14 protein-coding genes and 1 pseudogene are annotated in these 19,011 nt (G+C 60.3%); 8 read left to right on the forward strand and 7 right to left on the reverse strand.

Translation table 11 applies throughout. From position 1 onward, the window contains the following. Nucleotides 1-58: 58 nt before the first annotated feature. On the forward strand, nucleotides 59-1,132 hold the full coding sequence (gene rlmM, locus ACA067_RS08625; protein WP_497455997.1) for a 23S rRNA (cytidine(2498)-2'-O)-methyltransferase RlmM: 1,074 nt from the start codon (nucleotides 59-61) through the stop codon (nucleotides 1,130-1,132). Nucleotides 1,133-1,506: 374 nt separating this feature from the next. After that, the gene (gene tusA, locus ACA067_RS08630; protein ID WP_007953079.1) at nucleotides 1,507-1,758 is read left to right on the forward strand and encodes a sulfurtransferase TusA; all 252 of its coding nucleotides are present in this window, start codon (nucleotides 1,507-1,509) and stop codon (nucleotides 1,756-1,758) included. 233 nt (nucleotides 1,759-1,991) lie between these two features. Here tusA and ACA067_RS08635 read toward each other — a convergent pair whose 3' ends face one another. From ACA067_RS08635 to ACA067_RS08645, 3 genes are all read right to left on the reverse strand, one after another. Next, entirely contained in the window at nucleotides 1,992-2,414 is a 423-nt protein-coding gene (locus ACA067_RS08635) for a type II toxin-antitoxin system HicB family antitoxin (RefSeq protein WP_497461395.1), read from the reverse strand. A gap of 33 nt (nucleotides 2,415-2,447) precedes the next feature. Continuing rightward, a complete protein-coding gene (locus ACA067_RS08640) occupies nucleotides 2,448-2,630 on the reverse strand; it encodes a type II toxin-antitoxin system HicA family toxin (protein WP_338922383.1) in 183 nt (60 codons plus the stop codon). 298 nt (nucleotides 2,631-2,928) lie between these two features. Next, a complete protein-coding gene (locus tag ACA067_RS08645; protein WP_497461396.1) occupies nucleotides 2,929-4,338 on the reverse strand; it encodes an MATE family efflux transporter in 1,410 nt (469 codons plus the stop codon). A 221-nt stretch (nucleotides 4,339-4,559) separates the two neighbouring features. Here ACA067_RS08645 and pdxB point away from each other — a divergent pair, with 221 nt between their 5' ends. Then, nucleotides 4,560-5,702, forward strand: a complete 1,143-nt coding sequence (pdxB, locus tag ACA067_RS08650) for a 4-phosphoerythronate dehydrogenase PdxB (protein WP_497461397.1) — start codon at nucleotides 4,560-4,562, stop codon at nucleotides 5,700-5,702. Between the two features lie 217 nt (nucleotides 5,703-5,919). On the opposite strand, the gene ACA067_RS08655 is transcribed toward pdxB, so the two are convergent. Then, a complete protein-coding gene (locus ACA067_RS08655; protein WP_497456000.1) occupies nucleotides 5,920-6,099 on the reverse strand; it encodes a PA1571 family protein in 180 nt (59 codons plus the stop codon). Nucleotides 6,100-6,370: 271 nt separating this feature from the next. Here ACA067_RS08655 and ACA067_RS08660 point away from each other — a divergent pair, with 271 nt between their 5' ends. Both ACA067_RS08660 and ACA067_RS08665 read left to right on the forward strand, forming a co-directional pair. Next, a complete protein-coding gene (locus ACA067_RS08660; RefSeq protein WP_497462750.1) occupies nucleotides 6,371-8,158 on the forward strand; it encodes an ABC transporter transmembrane domain-containing protein in 1,788 nt (595 codons plus the stop codon). Nucleotides 8,159-8,217: 59 nt separating this feature from the next. Beyond that, nucleotides 8,218-9,074, forward strand: a pseudogene (locus ACA067_RS08665) (Fic family protein); the annotation flags it as partial. 297 nt (nucleotides 9,075-9,371) lie between these two features. Here ACA067_RS08665 and ACA067_RS08670 read toward each other — a convergent pair. After that, nucleotides 9,372-10,640, reverse strand: a complete 1,269-nt coding sequence (locus ACA067_RS08670; protein ID WP_497461340.1) for an IS110 family RNA-guided transposase — start codon at nucleotides 10,638-10,640, stop codon at nucleotides 9,372-9,374. A gap of 533 nt (nucleotides 10,641-11,173) precedes the next feature. Continuing rightward, on the reverse strand, nucleotides 11,174-13,102 hold the full coding sequence (locus ACA067_RS08675; protein ID WP_497461398.1) for a transglycosylase SLT domain-containing protein: 1,929 nt from the start codon (nucleotides 13,100-13,102) through the stop codon (nucleotides 11,174-11,176). Between the two features lie 214 nt (nucleotides 13,103-13,316). Between ACA067_RS08675 and ACA067_RS08680 the strand changes: the two genes are divergently transcribed. After that, complete coding sequence (locus ACA067_RS08680) at nucleotides 13,317-15,233, forward strand: ATP-binding cassette domain-containing protein (protein ID WP_497461399.1); 1,917 nt, start codon at nucleotides 13,317-13,319, stop codon at nucleotides 15,231-15,233. 71 nt (nucleotides 15,234-15,304) lie between these two features. Here ACA067_RS08680 and ACA067_RS08685 read toward each other — a convergent pair whose 3' ends face one another. Next, nucleotides 15,305-15,745 carry a universal stress protein gene (locus ACA067_RS08685; protein ID WP_497456004.1) on the reverse strand — a complete coding sequence of 147 codons (441 nt, stop codon included), beginning with the start codon at nucleotides 15,743-15,745 and terminating at the stop codon, nucleotides 15,305-15,307. A 134-nt stretch (nucleotides 15,746-15,879) separates the two neighbouring features. Here ACA067_RS08685 and ACA067_RS08690 point away from each other — a divergent pair, with 134 nt between their 5' ends. Both ACA067_RS08690 and fadB read left to right on the forward strand, forming a co-directional pair. Further along, nucleotides 15,880-16,317: a hypothetical protein gene (locus ACA067_RS08690; RefSeq protein ID WP_497461400.1), complete on the forward strand. Its 438-nt coding sequence runs from the start codon at nucleotides 15,880-15,882 to the stop codon at nucleotides 16,315-16,317. Between the two features lie 541 nt (nucleotides 16,318-16,858). Then, the gene (gene fadB / locus ACA067_RS08695; protein ID WP_497461401.1) at nucleotides 16,859-19,006 is read left to right on the forward strand and encodes a fatty acid oxidation complex subunit alpha FadB; all 2,148 of its coding nucleotides are present in this window, start codon (nucleotides 16,859-16,861) and stop codon (nucleotides 19,004-19,006) included. Nucleotides 19,007-19,011 lie beyond the last annotated feature (5 nt).

The raw sequence follows: 19,011 nt of genomic DNA on the forward strand, positions 1-19,011 counted from the left end.
ACGCAAGCCTGGGCATCGCGCAGTGGTTGAATGTCTCGCCATCTGCCCAGGAGTAAGAATGAACACCCTCTTTATGCATTGCCGGCCGGGCTTCGAAAGCGAAGTCTGTTCCGAGATTTCCGAACACGCCGCGCGGCTGAATGTGGCCGGTTATGCCAAGGCCAAGACCGCCAGCGCCTGCGCCGAATTCATCTGCACCGAAGAAGACGGCGCCGAGCGGCTGATGCGGGGCCAGCGGTTCGCCGATCTGATTTTTCCGCGCCAATGGGCCCGGGGGATTTTCATTGATCTGCCGGAAACCGACCGCATCAGCGTGATCCTCGCGCACATGGCGGACTTTCCACTGTGCGGCAGCCTGTGGTTGGAGATGGTCGATACCAACGATGGCAAGGAGCTGTCGAACTTCTGCAAGAAGTTCGAGGGGCACCTGCGCAAGGCGCTGATGGCGGCGGGCAAGTTGGTGGAAGACGCGCATAAGCCGCGGTTGCTGCTGACGTTTAAAAGTGGTCGCGAAGTGTTTATGGGCCTGGCCGAGTCGAACAATTCGGCGATGTGGCCGATGGGCATTCCGCGCCTGAAGTTTCCGCGCGAGGCGCCGAGTCGTTCGACCTTGAAGCTGGAGGAGGCGTGGCACCACTTTATTCCGCGGGATCAGTGGGATGAGCGTTTGCACAGTGACATGACTGGTGTGGACCTTGGCGCTGCGCCGGGTGGCTGGACTTGGCAACTGGTTAATCGTGGCATGTTGGTGACTGCTATCGACAATGGGCCGATGGCGGAAAGCTTGATGGAGACCGGGTTGGTGCAGCATTTGATGGCTGACGGGTTTACGTTCAAGCCGCGGCAGCCGGTGGACTGGATGGTTTGCGACATTGTCGAGAAACCGGCGCGCAATGCGGCGATGCTGGAGGAGTGGATTGGCGAAGGGCATTGCCGGGAAGCGGTGGTTAACCTCAAGTTGCCGATGAAACAACGGTATGCCGAGGTGAAGCGCTTGCTGGAACGGATTGCCGATGGCTTCAAGGAGCGCGGGATTCGGGTTGAGATTGGTTGCAAGCAGCTGTATCACGACCGGGAAGAAGTGACGTGCCACCTGCGCCGGCTGGACGTAAAGAAACCGAAATCCCGCTGATACATGCGGACCCCTGTAGGAGCTGGCTTGCCAGCGAAGGCGGTGGGTCAGTCGACAACAATGTTGAATGTGATGCCCTCATCGCGAGCAAGCTCGCTCCCACAGGTACTGGCGTCGTGCCTTGATCCTGCGATCGACACCCCCCCTGTGGGAGCGGGCTTGCCCGCGAAAGCGGTGGGTCAGGCGACATCAATGTTCGATGCCCCCCCCGTGTGGGAGCGAGCCTGCTCGCGAAGAGGCCGGTCCAGCCAATATCAATGTCGACTGACCCACCGCATTCGCGAGCAGGCTCGCTCCCACAGGTGTTGTGCACGCCACAGGTGACGTTAAACCCGGCAATGCGCGACAATGCCGGCAAGTTTCAGGAGTGAACCATGAGTGAAATGATCGATACGCCGGTAGACGGCACCCTAGACGCCACCGGCCTCAACTGTCCCGAGCCGGTGATGATGCTGCACCAGCACATCCGTGACCTGGTGCCCGGCGGCCTGCTGAAGGTGATCGCCACCGATCCGTCGACCCGTCGCGACATTCCCAAGTTCTGCGTGTTTCTTGACCATGAGCTGGTGGGGCAGCACGAAGAGGCAGGAACCTACCTGTACTGGATTCGTAAGAAGTCCGGTTAAACGCAAATCTGCATGGGCGTTATGGCCCCCTGTAATTGAATGGACTCGCCCAAGCCGAGGCGTCTATGCGCCACGGTGGCATTCTATGAAAGCCAACGACAGCGAAGGCGGCCTTGAGCCTTGCAGCGTCCATGATGACGCCTTCGCCGGCAAGCCTGGCTCCTACGGCGAATGCGGCCTCGAGTCTTGCACCGCTCATGAAGACGCTTTCGCCGGGCCTGGCTCCTACGGGGTCACGCGGCCTCCAGGACCAACATCAGGCGACGCCCCAATAGGCCCAGGGCGCGCTCGACCTGTTCGATTTTCGACGCGTGCAGAAAGTCCACCAGCCGATCGACGACCTGGCGCGTACAACCCAGGCGGCGGGCCAGCTCGGCGCGGCTCACGCCCTCATCGAGCATGGCGTTCCACAGCATGATCTTGGCCACGGTCAACGCCGGCAGGTGCAGCACGTGGGCCGGATCGCTGGCCGGCGACGCGGACGGGATCGGCCGGCGCTGGTCGACGTACAGCGACAACGCCGACTCCATGCCGTTCAAGGCTTCGGCAAAGGCCTCGCCCAGAGTATCGCCGGCGGCGTTCATTTCCGGGATATCCGGGCACGACAGCCAGACGCCGGGGGCTTCATGGTGCAGTTCTAGCGGGTATTGATACATAACGCCCTCACCGTTCAGGGGTACAGCTGGGCCTCAATCCTTAAGGCCCAGCTGTTTGATGATGGTTTTGCGCAACCCTTCGTGCATTTCCTTGCTGCCGTGGTCCGCAAAAATGGTGGCTTTGCCATTCAAGGAGACCTTGAAATGACTGCCTTTGGCGCTTTTGAACTCAACGCCTTGGGCCAACAACCACCGCCGAAACTCGCTGCACTTCATATCAAAGTCTCTTGAAGTTTCGGTGAGGTCATGATGCAACACATGTGCTGCGCGCGCAACACTTTTGCTGCATCTGTTTTGGCCGCGGTTAACCGGCGGCAGACGACCGCACTTTCGTTTCGGCACCGCCCATGTAGACGACTTCGCCTGTAGGAGCGAGCTTGCTCCGGGCGGCGTTCCGACGATGGACTCAAGAGCGCCGCGTTTAATCAGTAAACACGCGTTATCGTTAACGACCATCGTCGGAACGCCTGTAGGAGCAAGCTCGCTCCTACAGGGGTTTGGCGTTTTCCACCATTCAGCGGTATGCATCCCCTACACGAATCTGCTTGCGGGCACTGCGCGTCAGGCGGATCGACAGCATCAGCGCCGCGCAACTCAGGCCGACGATCAAGCCCTGCCACAGCCCGCTCGGGCCGCTCGGGGTGCCGAACCAGTCGGTCAGGCCCAGGGCGTAGCCCACTGGCAAACCGATGCCCCAGTAGGCGAACAGGGTCAGGATCATCGTCACCCGGGTGTCCTGATAACCACGCAACGCGCCGGCCGCGGTGACCTGGATCGCGTCGGAGAACTGGAACAGCGCCGAATACACAATCAGCATCGATGCCACCTGGATCACCGTCGGGTCAGCCGTGTAGATGGTTGCGATGTGCTCGCGCAGCAACAGCATCATGCTCGCCGAAATACACGCATACGCCAGCGCCGTGCCCATCCCGACTCCGGCGGCGAAGCGGGCTTCACGCGGCTGCCGGCGACCGAGTGCCTGGCCGACGCGCACGGTCACGGCCATGCCGAGGGAGTAGGGGATCATGAACACCAGCGAGCTGAAGTTCAGCGCGATCTGGTGCCCGGCGACCACGGTCGCGCCAAGGCTGCCGATCAGCAGGGCGATCACGGCGAAGATGCTCGACTCGGCGAACACCGCAATCCCGATTGGCAAGCCGATGCCCAGCAGGCGTTTGATCACCGACCATTGCGGCCAGTCGAAACGGCTGAACAACTGGCTCGACTGATAGGCCGGCGCCCAGCGTTCATAGCCGGCCATGCCCAGCGCCATCACCCACATCACGATCGCCGTGGCCCAGCCGCAACCGACGCCGCCCATGGCCGGCACACCGAAGTGGCCATAGATGAACACGTAGTTCAGCGGAATGTTCAGCGCCAGCCCGCACAAGCCCAGGACCATGGCCGGGCGCGTGCGGCCGAGGCCATCGCTGAAGCAGCGCAGCACATGGTAGAGGGCGACGGCGGGCAGGCCGCTGGCGATGCCGTGCAGGTATTGCATGCAGGGGCCGATCAGTTCGGGATCGACCTTCATCAGGTGCAGGATCGGCTCGGCGCTGAATAGCATGATGGTCGCCATCAAACCCACCACCAGGGCCAGCCACAGGGCCTGACGCACGATCGGGCCGATCTCGCTGGGGGTGCCGGCGCCGAAACGCTGGGCGACTTTCGGCGTGGTGGCCAGCAGGGTGCCGGTCATCAACAGGAACACCGGGACCCAGATCGAGTTGCCCAGCGCCACCGCCGCGAGATCCCGCGGCCCGACCCGGCCGGCCATCACCGCATCGACGAAGCCCATGGCGGTGGTCGCCAGCTGCGCGATCATGATCGGCAGGGCCAGGGCGAGCAGGTTTTTCAGCTCCAGGCGAACCCGGGCGGGGCGGGTGAGGGAGGGAGCGGCGGGGCGGTCGGTTACGGAATTCAAGGGCGGAACGTCCAGAGGTGTTTGATGCGCGAGGCGGGGCATTCTACCTGTTGACGCAATGGTCAGGAAAAGTCCTGTGTTGGGATTTTGTAATGGGTCACTTGCGGGGTTCGACAATCCCTGTGGGAGGAGGCGGGGTCTTTTGTATAACGGTGAGCGATGCCCGCTGGCCCACCACGGTCATCTCCGCCTACACTGCCGATCCGCCAAAGGAGCCTGCCATGCTGATTGTTGCCGACGAAAATATCCCGCTGCTCGATGCCTTCTTCGAAGGTTTCGGTGAAATCCGCCGGGTGCCGGGACGTTCCATCGACCGCGCCACCGTCGAGCAGGCCGATGTGCTGCTGGTGCGTTCGGTGACCAACGTCAATCGCGCGCTGCTCGACGGCAGCAAGGTGCGGTTTGTCGGCACTTGCACCATCGGCACCGACCACCTGGACCTGGATTACTTGCAGCAAGCCGGCATCACCTGGTCCAGCGCCCCCGGTTGCAATGCCCGGGGCGTGGTCGACTACGTGCTGGGCAGCCTGCTGACCCTGGCCGAGATCGAAGGCGCCGACCTGACGCAGCGCACCTACGGGGTGGTGGGTGCCGGTGAGGTGGGTGGCCGCTTGGTCAAGGTTCTGCGAGGGCTGGGCTGGAAGGTGCTGGTCTGCGATCCACCACGGCAAGCCGCCGAAGGGGGCGATTACGTCAGCCTCGAGCAGATCATCGAGCAGTGCGACGTGATCAGCCTGCACACGCCGTTGAAGAAGCACGGTGCGCAGTCGACCTGGCATCTGTTCGATAAGCACCGCTTGAATCAACTTAAATCCGGCACCTGGCTGATCAACGCCAGTCGTGGCCCGGTGGTGGATAACGCCGCGTTGCGCCAGGTGCTGTTGCAGCGTGAAGACCTGCAGGCGGTGCTGGATGTCTGGGAAGGCGAGCCCGAGGTCGATGTGGCCCTGGCCGAACTCTGCGTGCTGGCGACGCCGCACATTGCCGGTTACAGCCTTGATGGCAAGCAGCGCGGGACGGCGCAGATCTATCAGGCGTATTGCCGGTTCCTCGGGCAACCGGAGCAGGTCAGCTTGAGCGATCTGCTGCCGGCGCCCTGGTTGTCGCACGTGACCTTGAATGGGCAAAGCGACCCGGCCTGGGCGTTGGCGATGGTATGCCGAGGGGTGTATGACCCGCGCCGTGATGACGCGGATTTCCGCCGCAGTCTTGTCGGCAGTGTGAGTGAGCAGCGTGCGGCGTTTGATGCGTTGCGCAAGCATTATCCGCTGCGGCGGGAGATTGATGGGTTGCAGGTGCGGATTGAGGGGGATTCGGCGGAGTTGCACAAAATCGTGGCGGCACTGGGCGCAACACCAATTTAAGACCCTGACCGAAACCCTGTAGGAGCTGCCGCAGGCTGCGATCTTTTGATCTTGCCTGTGATCCTCGACAATCAAAGGCCAAAGATCAAAAGATCGCAGCCTGCGGCAGCTCCTACAAAGGCCACACAAAACAGGCACCAATCAATATTGGCCACACCCTACCGACACCCATAAAAAACCCGGCCACCAGGGCCGGGTCAAGAAGACGGTGGCTATATCACTCTTGTTTGGCAGGCGTGACCAATCGCTTCTCCAGTTCGCGGCAAGCGTCCTGGACCATGTGTTCAGTGATCGGTACTTCTTGCCCTTTCTCATCAATAATCGAGCAACCCAGAGACTGGTCTGGCTGTGTGCGGATCACTTCAATCTTGTCTTCGCTGCTGTTTTGCAAGGACATGGCCTGTCTCCTCATCAGGTTTGTGCTTACTGTAGAACCGCCAGGTGACCGGGCTATGACAACTCCCTGCGATCTTCCTCGGCAGCCATATCAGTCCACCAGAAATACCGCGGTCCTGCCACCCGAACTTTAGACTAATAGCGTCTAGAGTCTAGGCATTGCGGTCATAATTAAAGTGACTCATTGTGATTTACACAGTTGCTTCTTTTAGGGTTTATCCCATTTGAGCGGTGTAGGCTGGGCCCGATTAATGGCTTTGTCGCGTACATGGATGGTCCTGATGCTTTCTGCTCGTCAACGCCGCGCGTTTCGCCTGGCCAGTCGTTTTCTCGCGCCGTATCGTTGGCCGGCCCTCGGTGCCTTGTTTGCCTTGGTCGTCACGGCCGGCATCACCCTGTCCATGGGGCAGGGCATTCGCCTGTTGGTGGACCAGGGGTTCATGACCCAGTCGCCGCACTTGCTCAATCAGTCCATCGGCCTGTTCCTGCTGCTGGTGCTCGGCCTGGCGATCGGCACGTTCACGCGGTTTTACCTGGTGTCGTGGATCGGCGAGCGCGCGGTCGCGGACATCCGCCGCCAGGTGTTCAACCACCTGATTTACCTGCACCCGGGGTTCTACGAAGACAACCGCAGCTCCGAGATCCAGTCGCGCCTGACGGCCGATACCACCTTGTTGCAATCGGTGATCGGCTCGTCGCTCTCGCTGTTCCTGCGTAATTTGCTGATGGTGATCGGCGGGATCGTCCTGCTGTTCATCACCAACCCCAAGCTCACCAGCATCGTGGTGATCGCCTTGCCCCTGGTGATCGCGCCGATCCTGATTTTCGGCCGGCGCGTGCGTAGCCTGTCGCGCCTGAGCCAGGACCGGATTGCCGACATCGGCAGCTACGTCTCCGAAACCCTCGCCCAGATCAAGACCGTGCAGGCCTACAACCATCAGGCGCAGGACGAGCAGCGCTTTGCCGTGACCGTGGAAGAGGCCTTCGACACCGCCCGCAAACGCATCTTCCAGCGCGCCTGGCTGATTACCCTGGTGATCGTGCTGGTGCTGGGCGCGGTCGGGGTGATGCTGTGGGTCGGTGGCATGGATGTGATTGCCGGGCGGATCACCGAGGGTGAGCTGGCCGCTTTTGTTTTTTACAGCCTGATCGTCGGCAGTGCGTTCGGTACCTTGAGCGAAGTGATCGGCGAATTGCAGCGCGCCGCCGGCGCCGCCGAGCGGATTGCCGAGTTACTGCGTTCGGAAAACATCATCCAGCCACCGCGCACCGGCCTGGTGACGTTGCCGGAACGGGTCAAAGGCGACCTGGTGCTGCAAGACCTGCGTTTTTCCTACCCGTCGCGTCCGGAAAGCTACGCCGTCGATGGCTTGAATCTGACCATCAACGCCGGCGAAACCCTGGCGCTGGTAGGACCGTCCGGGGCCGGCAAGTCGACGGTGTATGACTTGTTGCTGCGCTTTTACGATCCCGCCGAAGGCCGCATCCTGCTCGACGGCGTCCCCCTGACCCAACTCGACCCGCTGGACCTGCGCCGCTGCTTCGCCCTGGTCTCGCAAAGCCCGGCACTGTTCTTTGGCAGCATTGAAGAGAACATCCGCTACGGCAACCCGACGGCGACCCTGGCCCAGGTCAAGGACGCGGCAACAATCGCCTACGCCCATGACTTTATCGAGGCCATGCCCAACGGTTACCAGACCCACCTCGGCGATGCCGGCCTCGGCCTGTCCGGCGGCCAGCGCCAACGCCTAGCCATCGCCCGGGCGCTGCTGGTGGATGCCCCGATCCTGCTCCTCGACGAAGCCACCAGCGCCCTCGATGCCCAGAGCGAACACCTGATCCAGCAGGCCCTGCCCAGCCTGATGAAAAACCGCACCACCCTGGTCATCGCCCACCGCCTGGCCACGGTGAAAAACGCCGACCGGATCGCGGTAATGGATCAAGGGAGGCTGGTGGCGGTGGGGACGCATCAGGAGTTGATTGCGAGTAATGAGCTGTATGCGCGGTTGGCGGCGTTGCAGTTCAGCGATGGGAAAGCTGAATCCGGTCTTCTCCTATAGGTAATCGGCCGATCCGTGCAGGAGCCGGCTTGCTGGCGAAGACGGTGGCACATTCAATAGAGGTGTTGACTGCCGTGCTCGCGGGGCAGCGAGTGCTGGGGTTGCCTCGGGAAATCCAGGAAGTGCGCAATGCCTTTGCGGCCTACGAGGCTATGCCGGATTGGCAGCCAAGCAGCCGAGCAGCCGAGCCGACTTGCTGCAGGCGCATAACCTGTTGATGCACGGTTTAATCGACGACGTTGGACAGTTGCGCAAAGCCGGGGTGGGTATTTACCGGGGCGAGCAACTGGTTCATATGGTGCCACCTCCCAGTCGCGTTGCGCATTTGATAGATGATCTGTTGGCCTGGCTGGGTGCTTCTGATTGGCACCCGCTGATCATCAGTTGCGTCTTTCATTACGAGTTTGAGTTTATCCATCCGTTCGCCGACGGCAATGGACGCATGGGGCGTCTTTGGCAAACCTTGATCCTCAGTCAGTGGCGTCCGGTGTTGGCTTACTTGCCGGTCGAGGCGGTAATTCGAGAGCAGCAGGACGCTTATTACGCGGCATTGTCGGCAGCCGATCAGTTGGCTGAATCGACGCCTTTTGTCGAGTTTATGCTGCAAGCGTTGAGCCTCGCCCTTAAGGAGGCGGCCCAGAGCGAACCAGTAACCGACCAAGTAACCGACCAAGTAACCGACCAAGTAGCGAGGCTTCTTTTGTCGCTCCGTGGCGTGGGCCCGATGAAGGTCAGCGAGTTGATGGAAGACGTCGGATTGGCACACAGGGCGACCTTCCGGGCTAATTACCTCAAGCCGGCATTGGCTGCAGATTTGATTGAAATGACAAACCCCGATTCGCCCAACAGCCCGGCCCAACGATATCGCCTCACGGAACTTGGCAAACAAGCCGCGGCACGATCTCGGTCGGCGTAGGAGCTGCCGCAGGCTGCGATCTTTTGATCTTAAAAAAATGCCCGCTTCAATCGAAGTGGGCATTTTTGTTTGCGGTTTAAAGCAAGATCAAAAGATCGCAGCCTGCGGCAGCTCCTACAGGAGATCGAGTGAAGTTGAAACAGGTTGGATGGCTGTGAGGACGCCTTCGCCGGCAAGCCAGCTCCTACAAGGGTTCGGGTGCACCCCTTCGCTCTTCACCACTCAACAGGCCGAGCGTTAGCTCGCCTGCAGCTCTTGATCTTGACGCACCGCCCCCTCACGCCCTGAGCCTCTCCGTCAACCTGTGGCTACCTCCATCGGCGCCTCGATCAACGTTGATCCGCGCCGCATTAAAGCCTGTAGGTAAGCCTTTTCGTCATAGACGGTGCTGGTTTTCCAGCACCGATAGACGACTCTGATCCACTTAAAAGCGAGTGCTCTCAGGGCCGCTTGGTATGAGCAGCCTTTAGCCCGCTGCTGCCGATAATAAGCCTCGGCCCACGTTGATTGAGTGATGCTGTGAGCGGCCCATTCGACAAAGGTCTGACGCAAAAAGGTTGAGCATTGGTAGCGCCAATACACGACTTTCTTCTTTCCGCTACGCTGGGTAACTGGTGCGATTCCGGCATATCGCTGCATCGCACTGGCGTCGCTAAATCGATCACGCTGTTCACCAAAAGCCACCATAAGACGTGGTGCAAGATGTTGGCCGGCGCCAGGGAGTGCCTTAAAGATCGGGTAATCGGCCAAGGTGTTGGCCGTTTCTTCGATCTCGCGATCAAAATCCTTGATGGTTGAAATGAGCCCTTTGAGTTGCGACGCCAGGGCTGTCGCGTACAGCTGCGAAGGACGTATTACCCCCGGATCCTGCGTCAAAGGCATCGCCTTGGTGATGATTTCCCAGCGCGCCTGATTGAGTTGAGGGTGACGAGCGTTGTGCTCGTTAAAAAACTTGAGAAAGGCACTCTGGCGAGAACGCTTGATGTGTTCAAGCGTGGGCCAGCGCATCAGAAAGTCACAGAACACCACGGTGTCATGATTGCTAAACAGCTCCAGGACCAATGGATAATACTGTTTGAGCGTACAGATCAAGCGGTTGCTGACCTTCACTCGCTCATCAACCAGTGCCCGCCGATGTTCTGTCAGGCAGGCCAAAATACGCATGGCTGGGCTTTGCGGCATCAACTGGGGAAATCGTTGGGGGTGAGTGAGCAACAACTCAAGCGCCCATTGAGCATCAGTCGGATCATCCTTGGCACCGCTACGGACAAAGGTTTTACGGTGTCTGGCCAAGGTGCTCGGATTAATCGGAAACAGACAAAAGAACTCGTATTTCTGCAGGGCAGCCACCAACGGGCCCTTGTTGAGCTCAAGAGCAATCGCAATCGGAGCACCGTAGCGCTCAAACAACGATTTCGCCCAACGATCAATCGATTGGGGCGTGTGGTCGATGACAGAAAAGTGCCGCAGGGTTTCCCCTGCGACCTGCAAACACACGTCGTGCTTGGTATCTGCCCAGTCTATTCCGATATAAGCAGTGAATTTCTGAGACAGGAGCGTTTTCATCAACAACCTCCACAGGCGCTAAAGTACATGCAGGGACATGCATGCTTGCGTCCAGCGAAAGCGATATAGAGAGCCGTGTCGGGCTTTCCCTGAGTATTCGTTAAAGGGCGCAAGCGCACCTGGGGGCTCGAAGGTGAGGAGGTAATCATCGAGTGCTTGAGAGGCCTATTCGTAGCCCACAGGTGCATGTTCCTTCCTTGATCAAAACTGACTTCCAGACACCGAAGTATGGAAGAAGAAAGGAACGGACAACCTATATCGAGAGGCCGAGTGGAGGTTCTGCGCAGTGGGCAACCCGGCATGGATGCCGGGTTAGCCGCGCACGGCCATGGATGGCCGATCGCGGCGGGCCCACGGAGCAGGACCGGAGCGAGGGCATGCCGAGCCTAGGCGAGGCACCGAACGAAAGGGGCAAAAGCGCTTGGTTACTTGGCGCTTTTCCAAGTGACCCGCCGTAAGGGCGGAACCCTAAGCCGCCGTTACCGCAGAAACGGATATGTACACGATCAAAAAAGCCGGCACGGCATCACCAATCATTGATCGTCAAAATACCGCTCATGCCAATCCACCAACGGCTGTGGCGAGTTGAGTTTCTGGCCGTAGATCACCGAATACGACAACACGTTCTGCACATACTGGCGGGTCTCGTCGAACGGAATGCTTTCCACCCACACGTCAAAGCTCAAATGGTCGGCACCGCGCAGCCACTGGCGCACACGACCGGGGCCGGCGTTGTAGGCGGCGGAGGCGAGGACGCGGTTGCCGTTGAACTGGGCGTGGACCTGGCTCAGGTAGGCGGCGCCGAGCTGGATGTTCTTGTCCGGATCGAACACTTGCTGCGGTGAGGCCAGAGGAATGCTGAACTTGCGCGCGGTTTCCTTGGCGGTGGCGGGCATCAGCTGCATCAGGCCGCTGGCGCCGACGCTGGAGCGGGCGTCGTCCATGAAGGCGCTTTCCTGGCGGGTAATGGCGAACACCCAGCTCGAGTGCAGCCCACGGACCTTGGCTTCACGCACCAGGGTTTCGCGGTGGGCCATCGGGAAACGGATGTTCAGGTCGTCCCAGTACTGCGCCTGGCTGATGGTGCGGATCGCCGGGAAATACCATTTCAGGTCATAGGCCAGTTTGGCCTGGGCGACCATTTCATCGCGGCTGAAGTGGCGGCTGACGTGGTACCACTCGCGACGACCGTCGACGATTTGCCCGCGGGCGTGGAACTCCAGTGCGCGACGGATGCCCGGGGTGTTGCGCACCTTGTTGATCAGTGCCTGGCTGAGCACCAGCGGTTTGTTGTTCAGCGAGTAGGGCAACTGCGAGCGATCGGCGGCCAGGAACCCGTAAAAATCACGCTCGCGGGCCAGGCTCTTGTAGAGCGTCTGTGCTTCCGGGCTCTGCGGCTGCGCCAGTTCCAGGCTGCGCGCCTGCCAGTAGCGCCAGCGGTTGGTCGTCGCCAGGTCCTGCGGCAGGCGGCGGCTCAACTGGTAGGCATCGTCCCAGCGCGCCAGGCGCAACAGCAGGCGCATGCGCCATTCCGACACGGTGTTGTCGCGCAGTTCCGGGTCGTACTTGGTCATCATGTCCAGCGCGCGAGGGTCGAACCGTTTGGCCAGGGACAGCCCGATTTCCCGGGCGATCGCCACTTTTTCATCACGTGAGAAGTGCATGCTGCTGGCGTAGCCATCGAGCATCTGCATCGCCCGGTCGGGATCCTGTCGCGCCAGGCGGCGCAGGCCGAGGCTGACCACGTCGGACATCGGCTCATCGGCTGGAATGAAGCGAGCCGGATCGTTGAGCAGTTCGGGTTTCTGCGCCACTTCCACCAGCAGGCGGCCGCGCGGGGCGAGGGTGCTCAGGCCGTTGACCAGGCTGTTGGCCAGCGGATAGTTGCGCGCCTGGGCCGCGAGCTTGGTGCGCTCCCAGCGTCGCTGTTCGGTCAGCTGGCCTTCGGCGGCCCAGACACCGAACAGCGTGTCGCAGGCGGCCGGTTGCGATTTGCCGGTGAGCCAGAGTTTTTGCGCGTTGGCGTAACCTTCGGTTTTCTGGTTATGCGTGATCTGGTACTGCGCGTTGAGGCAATCCAGCTCGGTGAAGTTCATCTTCGGGTCGTAATACTTGACGAAGGTCGCCCAGTCGCCGCGTTCGGACAGCCAGCGCAACCAGCGCAATTTCATCCAGTTGGCCTGGGGCAGGTCACCGTGTTCGGCGAGGAATTTTTCTATTTCGGCATTGCTCGCGTATTTCAGGCGCGCGGTCAGCTCGTCATACGCCAGGTACGGTTCCAGCGGATAATCGGCGAGGGCCTGGCGATAGCGGAAATACGGGCCGGTGTCACCCTTGGCCAGGGCGCGCTTGGCTTCATCGTAATACTGGCGTTGGGTGGACAGATCCACGGCCTGGGCGGTGTGGACGACAGTGGCAGTAAGAAGAAAACAGGACAAAAGACTTAAAAGGCGACTGCGCATGAGACGTCCGGGCAGAGAAATCATGACAAGCGCGGGGCAATGCCCGCGCTGAATTGTCTGTAGCTTAGCCTTTTGCCAGCAGCGGGCGAAAGCTTTGCCGGCTTGTCAGCATCAACTCGCAACATTTGTCCTGCAGAGTGTCGTCCAGGTGAAATTGCCGGCCTTCTGCAGCCTCAAGTCAGGTAGAATGCGCGCCCGGTTTTTGGAGAAGCTCATGACCCTGCTCAAATTCAGCGATGTGTCCCTTGCTTTCGGCGCTATGCCGTTGTTGGACAAGGTGTCCTGGCAGATCGCCCGTGGTGAGCGGGTGTGCATCATCGGCCGCAACGGCACTGGCAAGTCCAGCATGATGAAGCTCGTCAAGGGCGACCAGAAGCCCGATGAGGGCTCCGTTTGGCGCGCGCCCGGCCTCAAGATTGGCGAATTGCCGCAAGAATTGCCGGTAGCCGACGAGCGGACCGTGTTCGACGTGGTGGCTGAAGGCCTGGACGGTGTCGGCGAGCTGCTTGCGCAGTATCACCACCTGAGCCAGAACATCGTCACCGATGCCGATCTGGACAAACTGATGCACGTCCAGCACGACCTCGAAGCCCGTGACGGCTGGCGTTTGCAGCAACTGGTCGACAGCACCCTGAGCCGTCTGCAATTGCCGGCCGACAAGACCCTCGCCGAATTGTCCGGCGGCTGGCGTCGCCGCGTCCTGCTGGCCCAGGCCCTGGTGTCCGAACCGGACCTGCTGTTGCTCGACGAGCCGACCAACCACCTGGACATCGGTGCCATTGCCTGGCTCGAAGAAGCGCTGAAGGATTTCCAGGGCGCCGTGCTGTTCATCACGCACGACCGGTCCTTCCTGCAGAACCTGGCAACGCGCATCCTCGAACTGGATCGCGGCGGCCTGATCGACTGGAACGGCGATTACGCCAGCTTCCTGGTGCATAAAGAAGCGAGTCTGGCGGCCGAAGAAACCGCCAACGCGCTGTTCGACAAGAAGCTGGCCCAGGAAGAAGTCTGGATCCGCCAGGGCATCAAGGCGCGCCGCACCCGTAACGAAGGCCGCGTGCGCGCCTTGAAAGCCCTGCGCGTCGAGCGCAGCGAGCGTCGTGAGCGCACCGGCAAGGCCAACATTCAGCTGGATACCGCCGACAAGTCCGGCAAGCAGGTGATGGTCCTCGAGAACGTGAGTTTCGCTCACCCGGGCGGCCCGTTCCTGATCAAGGACTTCTCGATGGTCCTGACGCGCGGCGACCGTATCGGTCTGCTCGGCGCCAACGGTACCGGCAAGACCACCCTGCTGAAACTGATGCTCAGCGGCCTGCAGCCTACCAGCGGCACCGTGGAAGAGGGGACTCGCATCGACGTCGCCTACTTCGATCAGTTGCGCCATCAGCTGGACCTGGAAAAGACCGTGATCGACAACGTGGCCGAAGGTCGCGACTTCATCGATATCGACGGTCAGAGCCGTCACGTGCTGAGCTACCTCGGCGACTTCCTGTTCAGCCCGCAGCGTGCCCGCACGCCGGTCAAGGCGCTGTCCGGCGGTGAGCGTGCCCGTTTGTTGCTGGCGAAACTGTTCAGCAAGCCGGCGAACCTGCTGGTGCTCGACGAACCGACCAACGACCTCGACGTCGAAACCCTGGAGCTGCTGGAAGAGGTCTTGCTGACCTTCAACGGCACCGTGCTGATGGTCAGTCACGACCGGGCATTCCTCGACAACGTGGTCACCAGCACCCTGGTCTTCGAAGGCGAAGGCAAGGTTCGCGAATACGTCGGTGGTTATCAGGACTGGCTGCGCCAGGGCGGCTCGCCGCGCCTGCTGGGCGTGACCGAGAGCAAATCCGGCAAGGCCGACCTGACCTCTGCGGTGGTCACGGCGGAACCGGCGCCTGTCGCTGCGGTAGAAGCGCCTGTGGCCAAGAAAAAGCTCAGCTACAAGGTGCAGCGCGAGCTGGAAGCCTTGCCGGGGCAGATCGAAGCCATGGAACAGCAGATCGCTGCCGTTGAAGCGCAGATGGCGGATGCCGGGTTTTACCAGCGTCCGGCGGCCGAGAGCGCTGCGGTGATCGCCCAGCTGGAGCAGTTGAATGCTGAACTCGACATCATGGTCGAGCGCTGGGCCGAGCTGGATGCCTGATTGATCCCGCACTAAAAAAGCCCGACCTCGGTAACTCGAGTGTCGGGTTTTTTTGTAGGGGGGTTGTGTTGTCAGCTTTTGTTTTGCAGGCGCACCGCAAGCACGTCGCACGGCGCGCCGTGCAGTACGTCATTGGCGGTGGAGCCCAGCAGCAGTGCCAGGCCATGCCGTCCGTGACTGCCGACCACGATCATGTCGCACCCTTGCTCCTTGGCCAGGTGGTGAATTTCCTGGCGGGGCTGGCCGTAAGTCAGGTGGCTGTATTCCTTGGAGAGTTCCGGATACTTGATGATAAGTCGGTCCAGACGCTCCCGGGCCTGATCGAACTGCTGTTGTTGCAGTTGTGACAGGTCCATCGGCACATCACCGCCAAAGGCCATGGCCATCGGCTCGACGATGTGCACCAGGGACAGCTTGCAGCCGTTGCTCACCGACAGCTCGCGAGCACGATGGATGACAGGGTCGCACTCTTCGGTCAGGTCTACAGCGACCAGAATGTGGTTGTAGGGCATGAGGTGCTCCTCCTGAGGATGGCAATAAGGGTAAGTATGGCTGGTTTCAAGCGCATTGGTTTCAAAGTGACCCGGCGCGCTCATTTAAAATCGGTGCATTTGAAATGGGTGCATTTAAAATCGGGAGTACAGATATGACGGTCTGGATAGTGGTGTCAATCCTGTTGGTGGTCCTGAGCCCGCTGGCATGGTTGCGGCCGTCCCGTGGACAGAGCGGGCGCATCGCCCTGCGCATGGAGGCGCGACGCATCGGCCTAGCCATGCAACTGGCGCCTCAGGAGTGGCCACACTGGCTCAGCCCGGAGCCGCCGAGCCCGTGCGCCCAGTACCATAGGCCGCGACGTGGCAATCAGCCAGCATGCTGGCGCTATTGGCAAAAATCCCCGGGGCTGTGGGTGAATCAGTGGCAGGAGGTCTGTGAGGATCCTGTGCTGCTCAATCATTTCGAAAAATTGCCGGCCAATGTGTACAAGGTCGAGGCGGACAAGCAGATGATCACCTTGTACTGGGGCGAGAAGGGCGAAGCCGAGGTGTTGCAGCAAATCGACGCCACCCTCAAGGCCCTGGCCTGAACCCGATCCCCGCTGATCCCCCGAATTGCGCGCGCAGAACATATCTTCAGGCAATAAAAAGCCCGACATCATCATCGGGCGGAAGTTGGCCAGGCAGGCCGGAAATTCTTTGTCACATTGATCTTGCGCCGGTATTCACCCAAGGCGTTGAAAAATATCCTCGGCTCCCCGCCAGCGTAGCCTGTTAAACACAGGCTGCCGCGAATTAGGGCGAATTTTCTAATGATTGATCCTATGAATGGCCGCACATGCATCCGCGTGTTGCAGGTCTTCGTGGTACGGAAGTGACCGTAAAGTCGCGCTTCAACCAGTATTTTGGGCGATTGACAATTGTCGGAAATTCCGTGAAGGTGGCATACCCAAATCAAACGGGCGTATGAAATGAGCGTTTGTATTACAGATCGCTCCTACAGAATCCCGACTATCGCGTTGGCGGGTGTGCCAGGTGGATGGGCGTAGCATTGACGATAACCGTCCCTGCCGAGCCATTTGCCTGCGTCCGACGTGTACTGTTCAGCTTCCATATCGTGGAGATCAGTTGATGATTTACGAAGGTAAAGCCATCACGGTTAAGGCTCTTGAAAGTGGCATCGTCGAATTGAAATTCGACCTCAAGGGTGAGTCCGTCAACAAGTTCAACCGTCTAACCCTGAACGAACTGCGTCAGGCCGTGGACACCATCAAGGCAGATAATTCGATCAAGGGTGTGATCGTCAGCAGTGGCAAGGACGTGTTCATCGTTGGCGCCGACATCACCGAATTTGTCGAGAACTTCAAGCTGCCTGATGCAGAGCTTGTGGCAGGCAACCTCGAAGCCAACAGGATCTTCAGCGATTTCGAAGACCTGAATGTCCCGACTGTCGCCGCGATCAACGGCATCGCCCTGGGTGGCGGCCTGGAAATGTGCCTGGCGGCGGACTACCGCGTCATGGCCAATACCGCCAAGATCGGCCTGCCGGAAGTCAAGCTGGGTATCTACCCGGGCTTCGGCGGTACGGTGCGCTTGCCGCGCATCATCGGTGCCGACAATGCCATCGAGTGGATTGCCGCCGGTAAGGAAAACCGCGCTGAAGACGCGCTGAAAGTCGGCGCCGTCGATGCCGTGGTTGCCCCGGAGCAACTGCTCGAAGCGGCGCTGAACCTGGTCAAGGGCGCCATCGCCGGCGAGTTCGACTACAAGGCCAAGCGTCAGCCGAAGCTGGAAAAGCTCAAGCTCAACGCCATCGAACAGATGATGTCGTTCGAAACCGCCAAGGGCTTCGTCGCAGGTCAGGCTGGCCCGAACTACCCGGCACCGGTCGAAGCGATCAAGACCATCCAGAAAGCCGCGAACTTCGGTCGTGACAAGGCGCTGGAAGTCGAAGCCGCCGGTTTCGTCAAACTGGCCAAGACCTCTGCCGCGCAGAGCTTGATCGGTCTGTTCCTGAACGATCAGGAACTGAAGAAAAAGGCCAAGGCCTACGACGAAATCGCCAAGGACGTGAAGCAGGCTGCCGTATTGGGCGCCGGCATCATGGGTGGCGGTATCGCGTATCAGTCGGCCTCCAAAGGCACGCCGATCCTGATGAAAGACATCAACGAGCACGGCATCGAGCAGGGCCTGGCTGAAGCCGCCAAGCTGCTGGTGAGCCGCGTTGATAAAGGTCGCATGACGGCCGCGAAGATGGCTGAAGTGCTCAACGGCATTCGTCCGACCCTGTCCTACGGTGACTTCGGCCACGTCGACCTGGTCGTCGAAGCGGTCGTCGAGAACCCCAAGGTCAAGCAAGCCGTGCTGGCTGAAGTGGAAGATCAGGTCAAAGAGGACACCATCCTCGCGTCCAACACCTCGACCATTTCCATCACCTTGCTGGCCAAGGCCCTCAAGCGTCCGGAAAACTTCGTCGGCATGCACTTCTTCAACCCGGTGCACATGATGCCGCTGGTTGAAGTGATCCGTGGCGAGAAGTCCAGCGAGCTGGCCGTCGCCACCACCGTGGCCTACGCCAAGAAAATGGGCAAGAACCCGATCGTGGTCAACGACTGCCCGGGCTTTTTGGTCAACCGCGTGCTGTTCCCGTACTTCGGCGGTTTCGCCAAGCTGGTCAGCGCCGGTGTGGACTTCGTCCGCATTGACAAGGTCATGGAAAAATTCGGCTGGCCGATGGGCCCGGCGTACCTGATGGACGTGGTCGGCATCGACACCGGTCACCACGGTCGTGACGTGATGGCTGAAGGTTTCCCGGACCGCATGAAAGACGACCGCCGTTCGGCCGTCGACGTGCTCTACGAAGCCAAGCGCCTGGGCCAGAAGAACGGCAAGGGCTTCTACGCCTACGAAACCGACAAGAACGGCAAGCAGAAGAAAGTCGCCGACCCGTCGGTGCTGGAAGTGCTCAAGCCGATCGTGTTCGAACAGCGTGAAGTCACCGATGAAGACATCATCAACTGGATGATGATCCCGCTGTGCCTGGAGACCGTGCGTTGCCTGGAAGACGGCATCGTCGAAACCGCTGCCGAAGCCGACATGGGTCTGGTCTACGGTATTGGTTTCCCTCCATTCCGCGGCGGTGCGCTGCGCTATATCGATTCGATCGGTGTGGCCGAGTTCGTTGCCCTGGCTGACCAGTACGCTGATTTGGGCGCGCTGTACCACCCGACCGCAAAACTGCGTGAAATGGCCAAAACCGGCCAACGGTTCTTCGGTTAAGCGTC

The sequence above is a fragment of the Pseudomonas sp. LBUM1674 genome, assembly GCF_059695635.1.

Excerpts from the sequence above, each read along its gene's own strand:
- rlmM (WP_497455997.1), top strand. The coding sequence starts at position 59 with ATGAACACCCTCTTTATGCATTGCCGGCCGGGCTTCGAAAGCGAAGTC.
- tusA (WP_007953079.1), top strand. The coding sequence starts at position 1,507 with ATGAGTGAAATGATCGATACGCCGGTAGACGGCACCCTAGACGCCACC.
- ACA067_RS08635 (WP_497461395.1), bottom strand. The coding sequence starts at position 2,414 with ATGTATCAATACCCGCTAGAACTGCACCATGAAGCCCCCGGCGTCTGG.
- ACA067_RS08640 (WP_338922383.1), bottom strand. The coding sequence starts at position 2,630 with ATGAAGTGCAGCGAGTTTCGGCGGTGGTTGTTGGCCCAAGGCGTTGAG.
- pdxB (WP_497461397.1), top strand. The coding sequence starts at position 4,560 with ATGCTGATTGTTGCCGACGAAAATATCCCGCTGCTCGATGCCTTCTTC.
- ACA067_RS08655 (WP_497456000.1), bottom strand. The coding sequence starts at position 6,099 with ATGTCCTTGCAAAACAGCAGCGAAGACAAGATTGAAGTGATCCGCACA.
- ACA067_RS08660 (WP_497462750.1), top strand. The coding sequence starts at position 6,371 with ATGGTCCTGATGCTTTCTGCTCGTCAACGCCGCGCGTTTCGCCTGGCC.
- ACA067_RS08670 (WP_497461340.1), bottom strand. The coding sequence starts at position 10,640 with ATGAAAACGCTCCTGTCTCAGAAATTCACTGCTTATATCGGAATAGAC.
- ACA067_RS08675 (WP_497461398.1), bottom strand. The coding sequence starts at position 13,102 with ATGCGCAGTCGCCTTTTAAGTCTTTTGTCCTGTTTTCTTCTTACTGCC.
- ACA067_RS08680 (WP_497461399.1), top strand. The coding sequence starts at position 13,317 with ATGACCCTGCTCAAATTCAGCGATGTGTCCCTTGCTTTCGGCGCTATG.
- ACA067_RS08685 (WP_497456004.1), bottom strand. The coding sequence starts at position 15,745 with ATGCCCTACAACCACATTCTGGTCGCTGTAGACCTGACCGAAGAGTGC.
- ACA067_RS08690 (WP_497461400.1), top strand. The coding sequence starts at position 15,880 with ATGACGGTCTGGATAGTGGTGTCAATCCTGTTGGTGGTCCTGAGCCCG.
- fadB (WP_497461401.1), top strand. The coding sequence starts at position 16,859 with ATGATTTACGAAGGTAAAGCCATCACGGTTAAGGCTCTTGAAAGTGGC.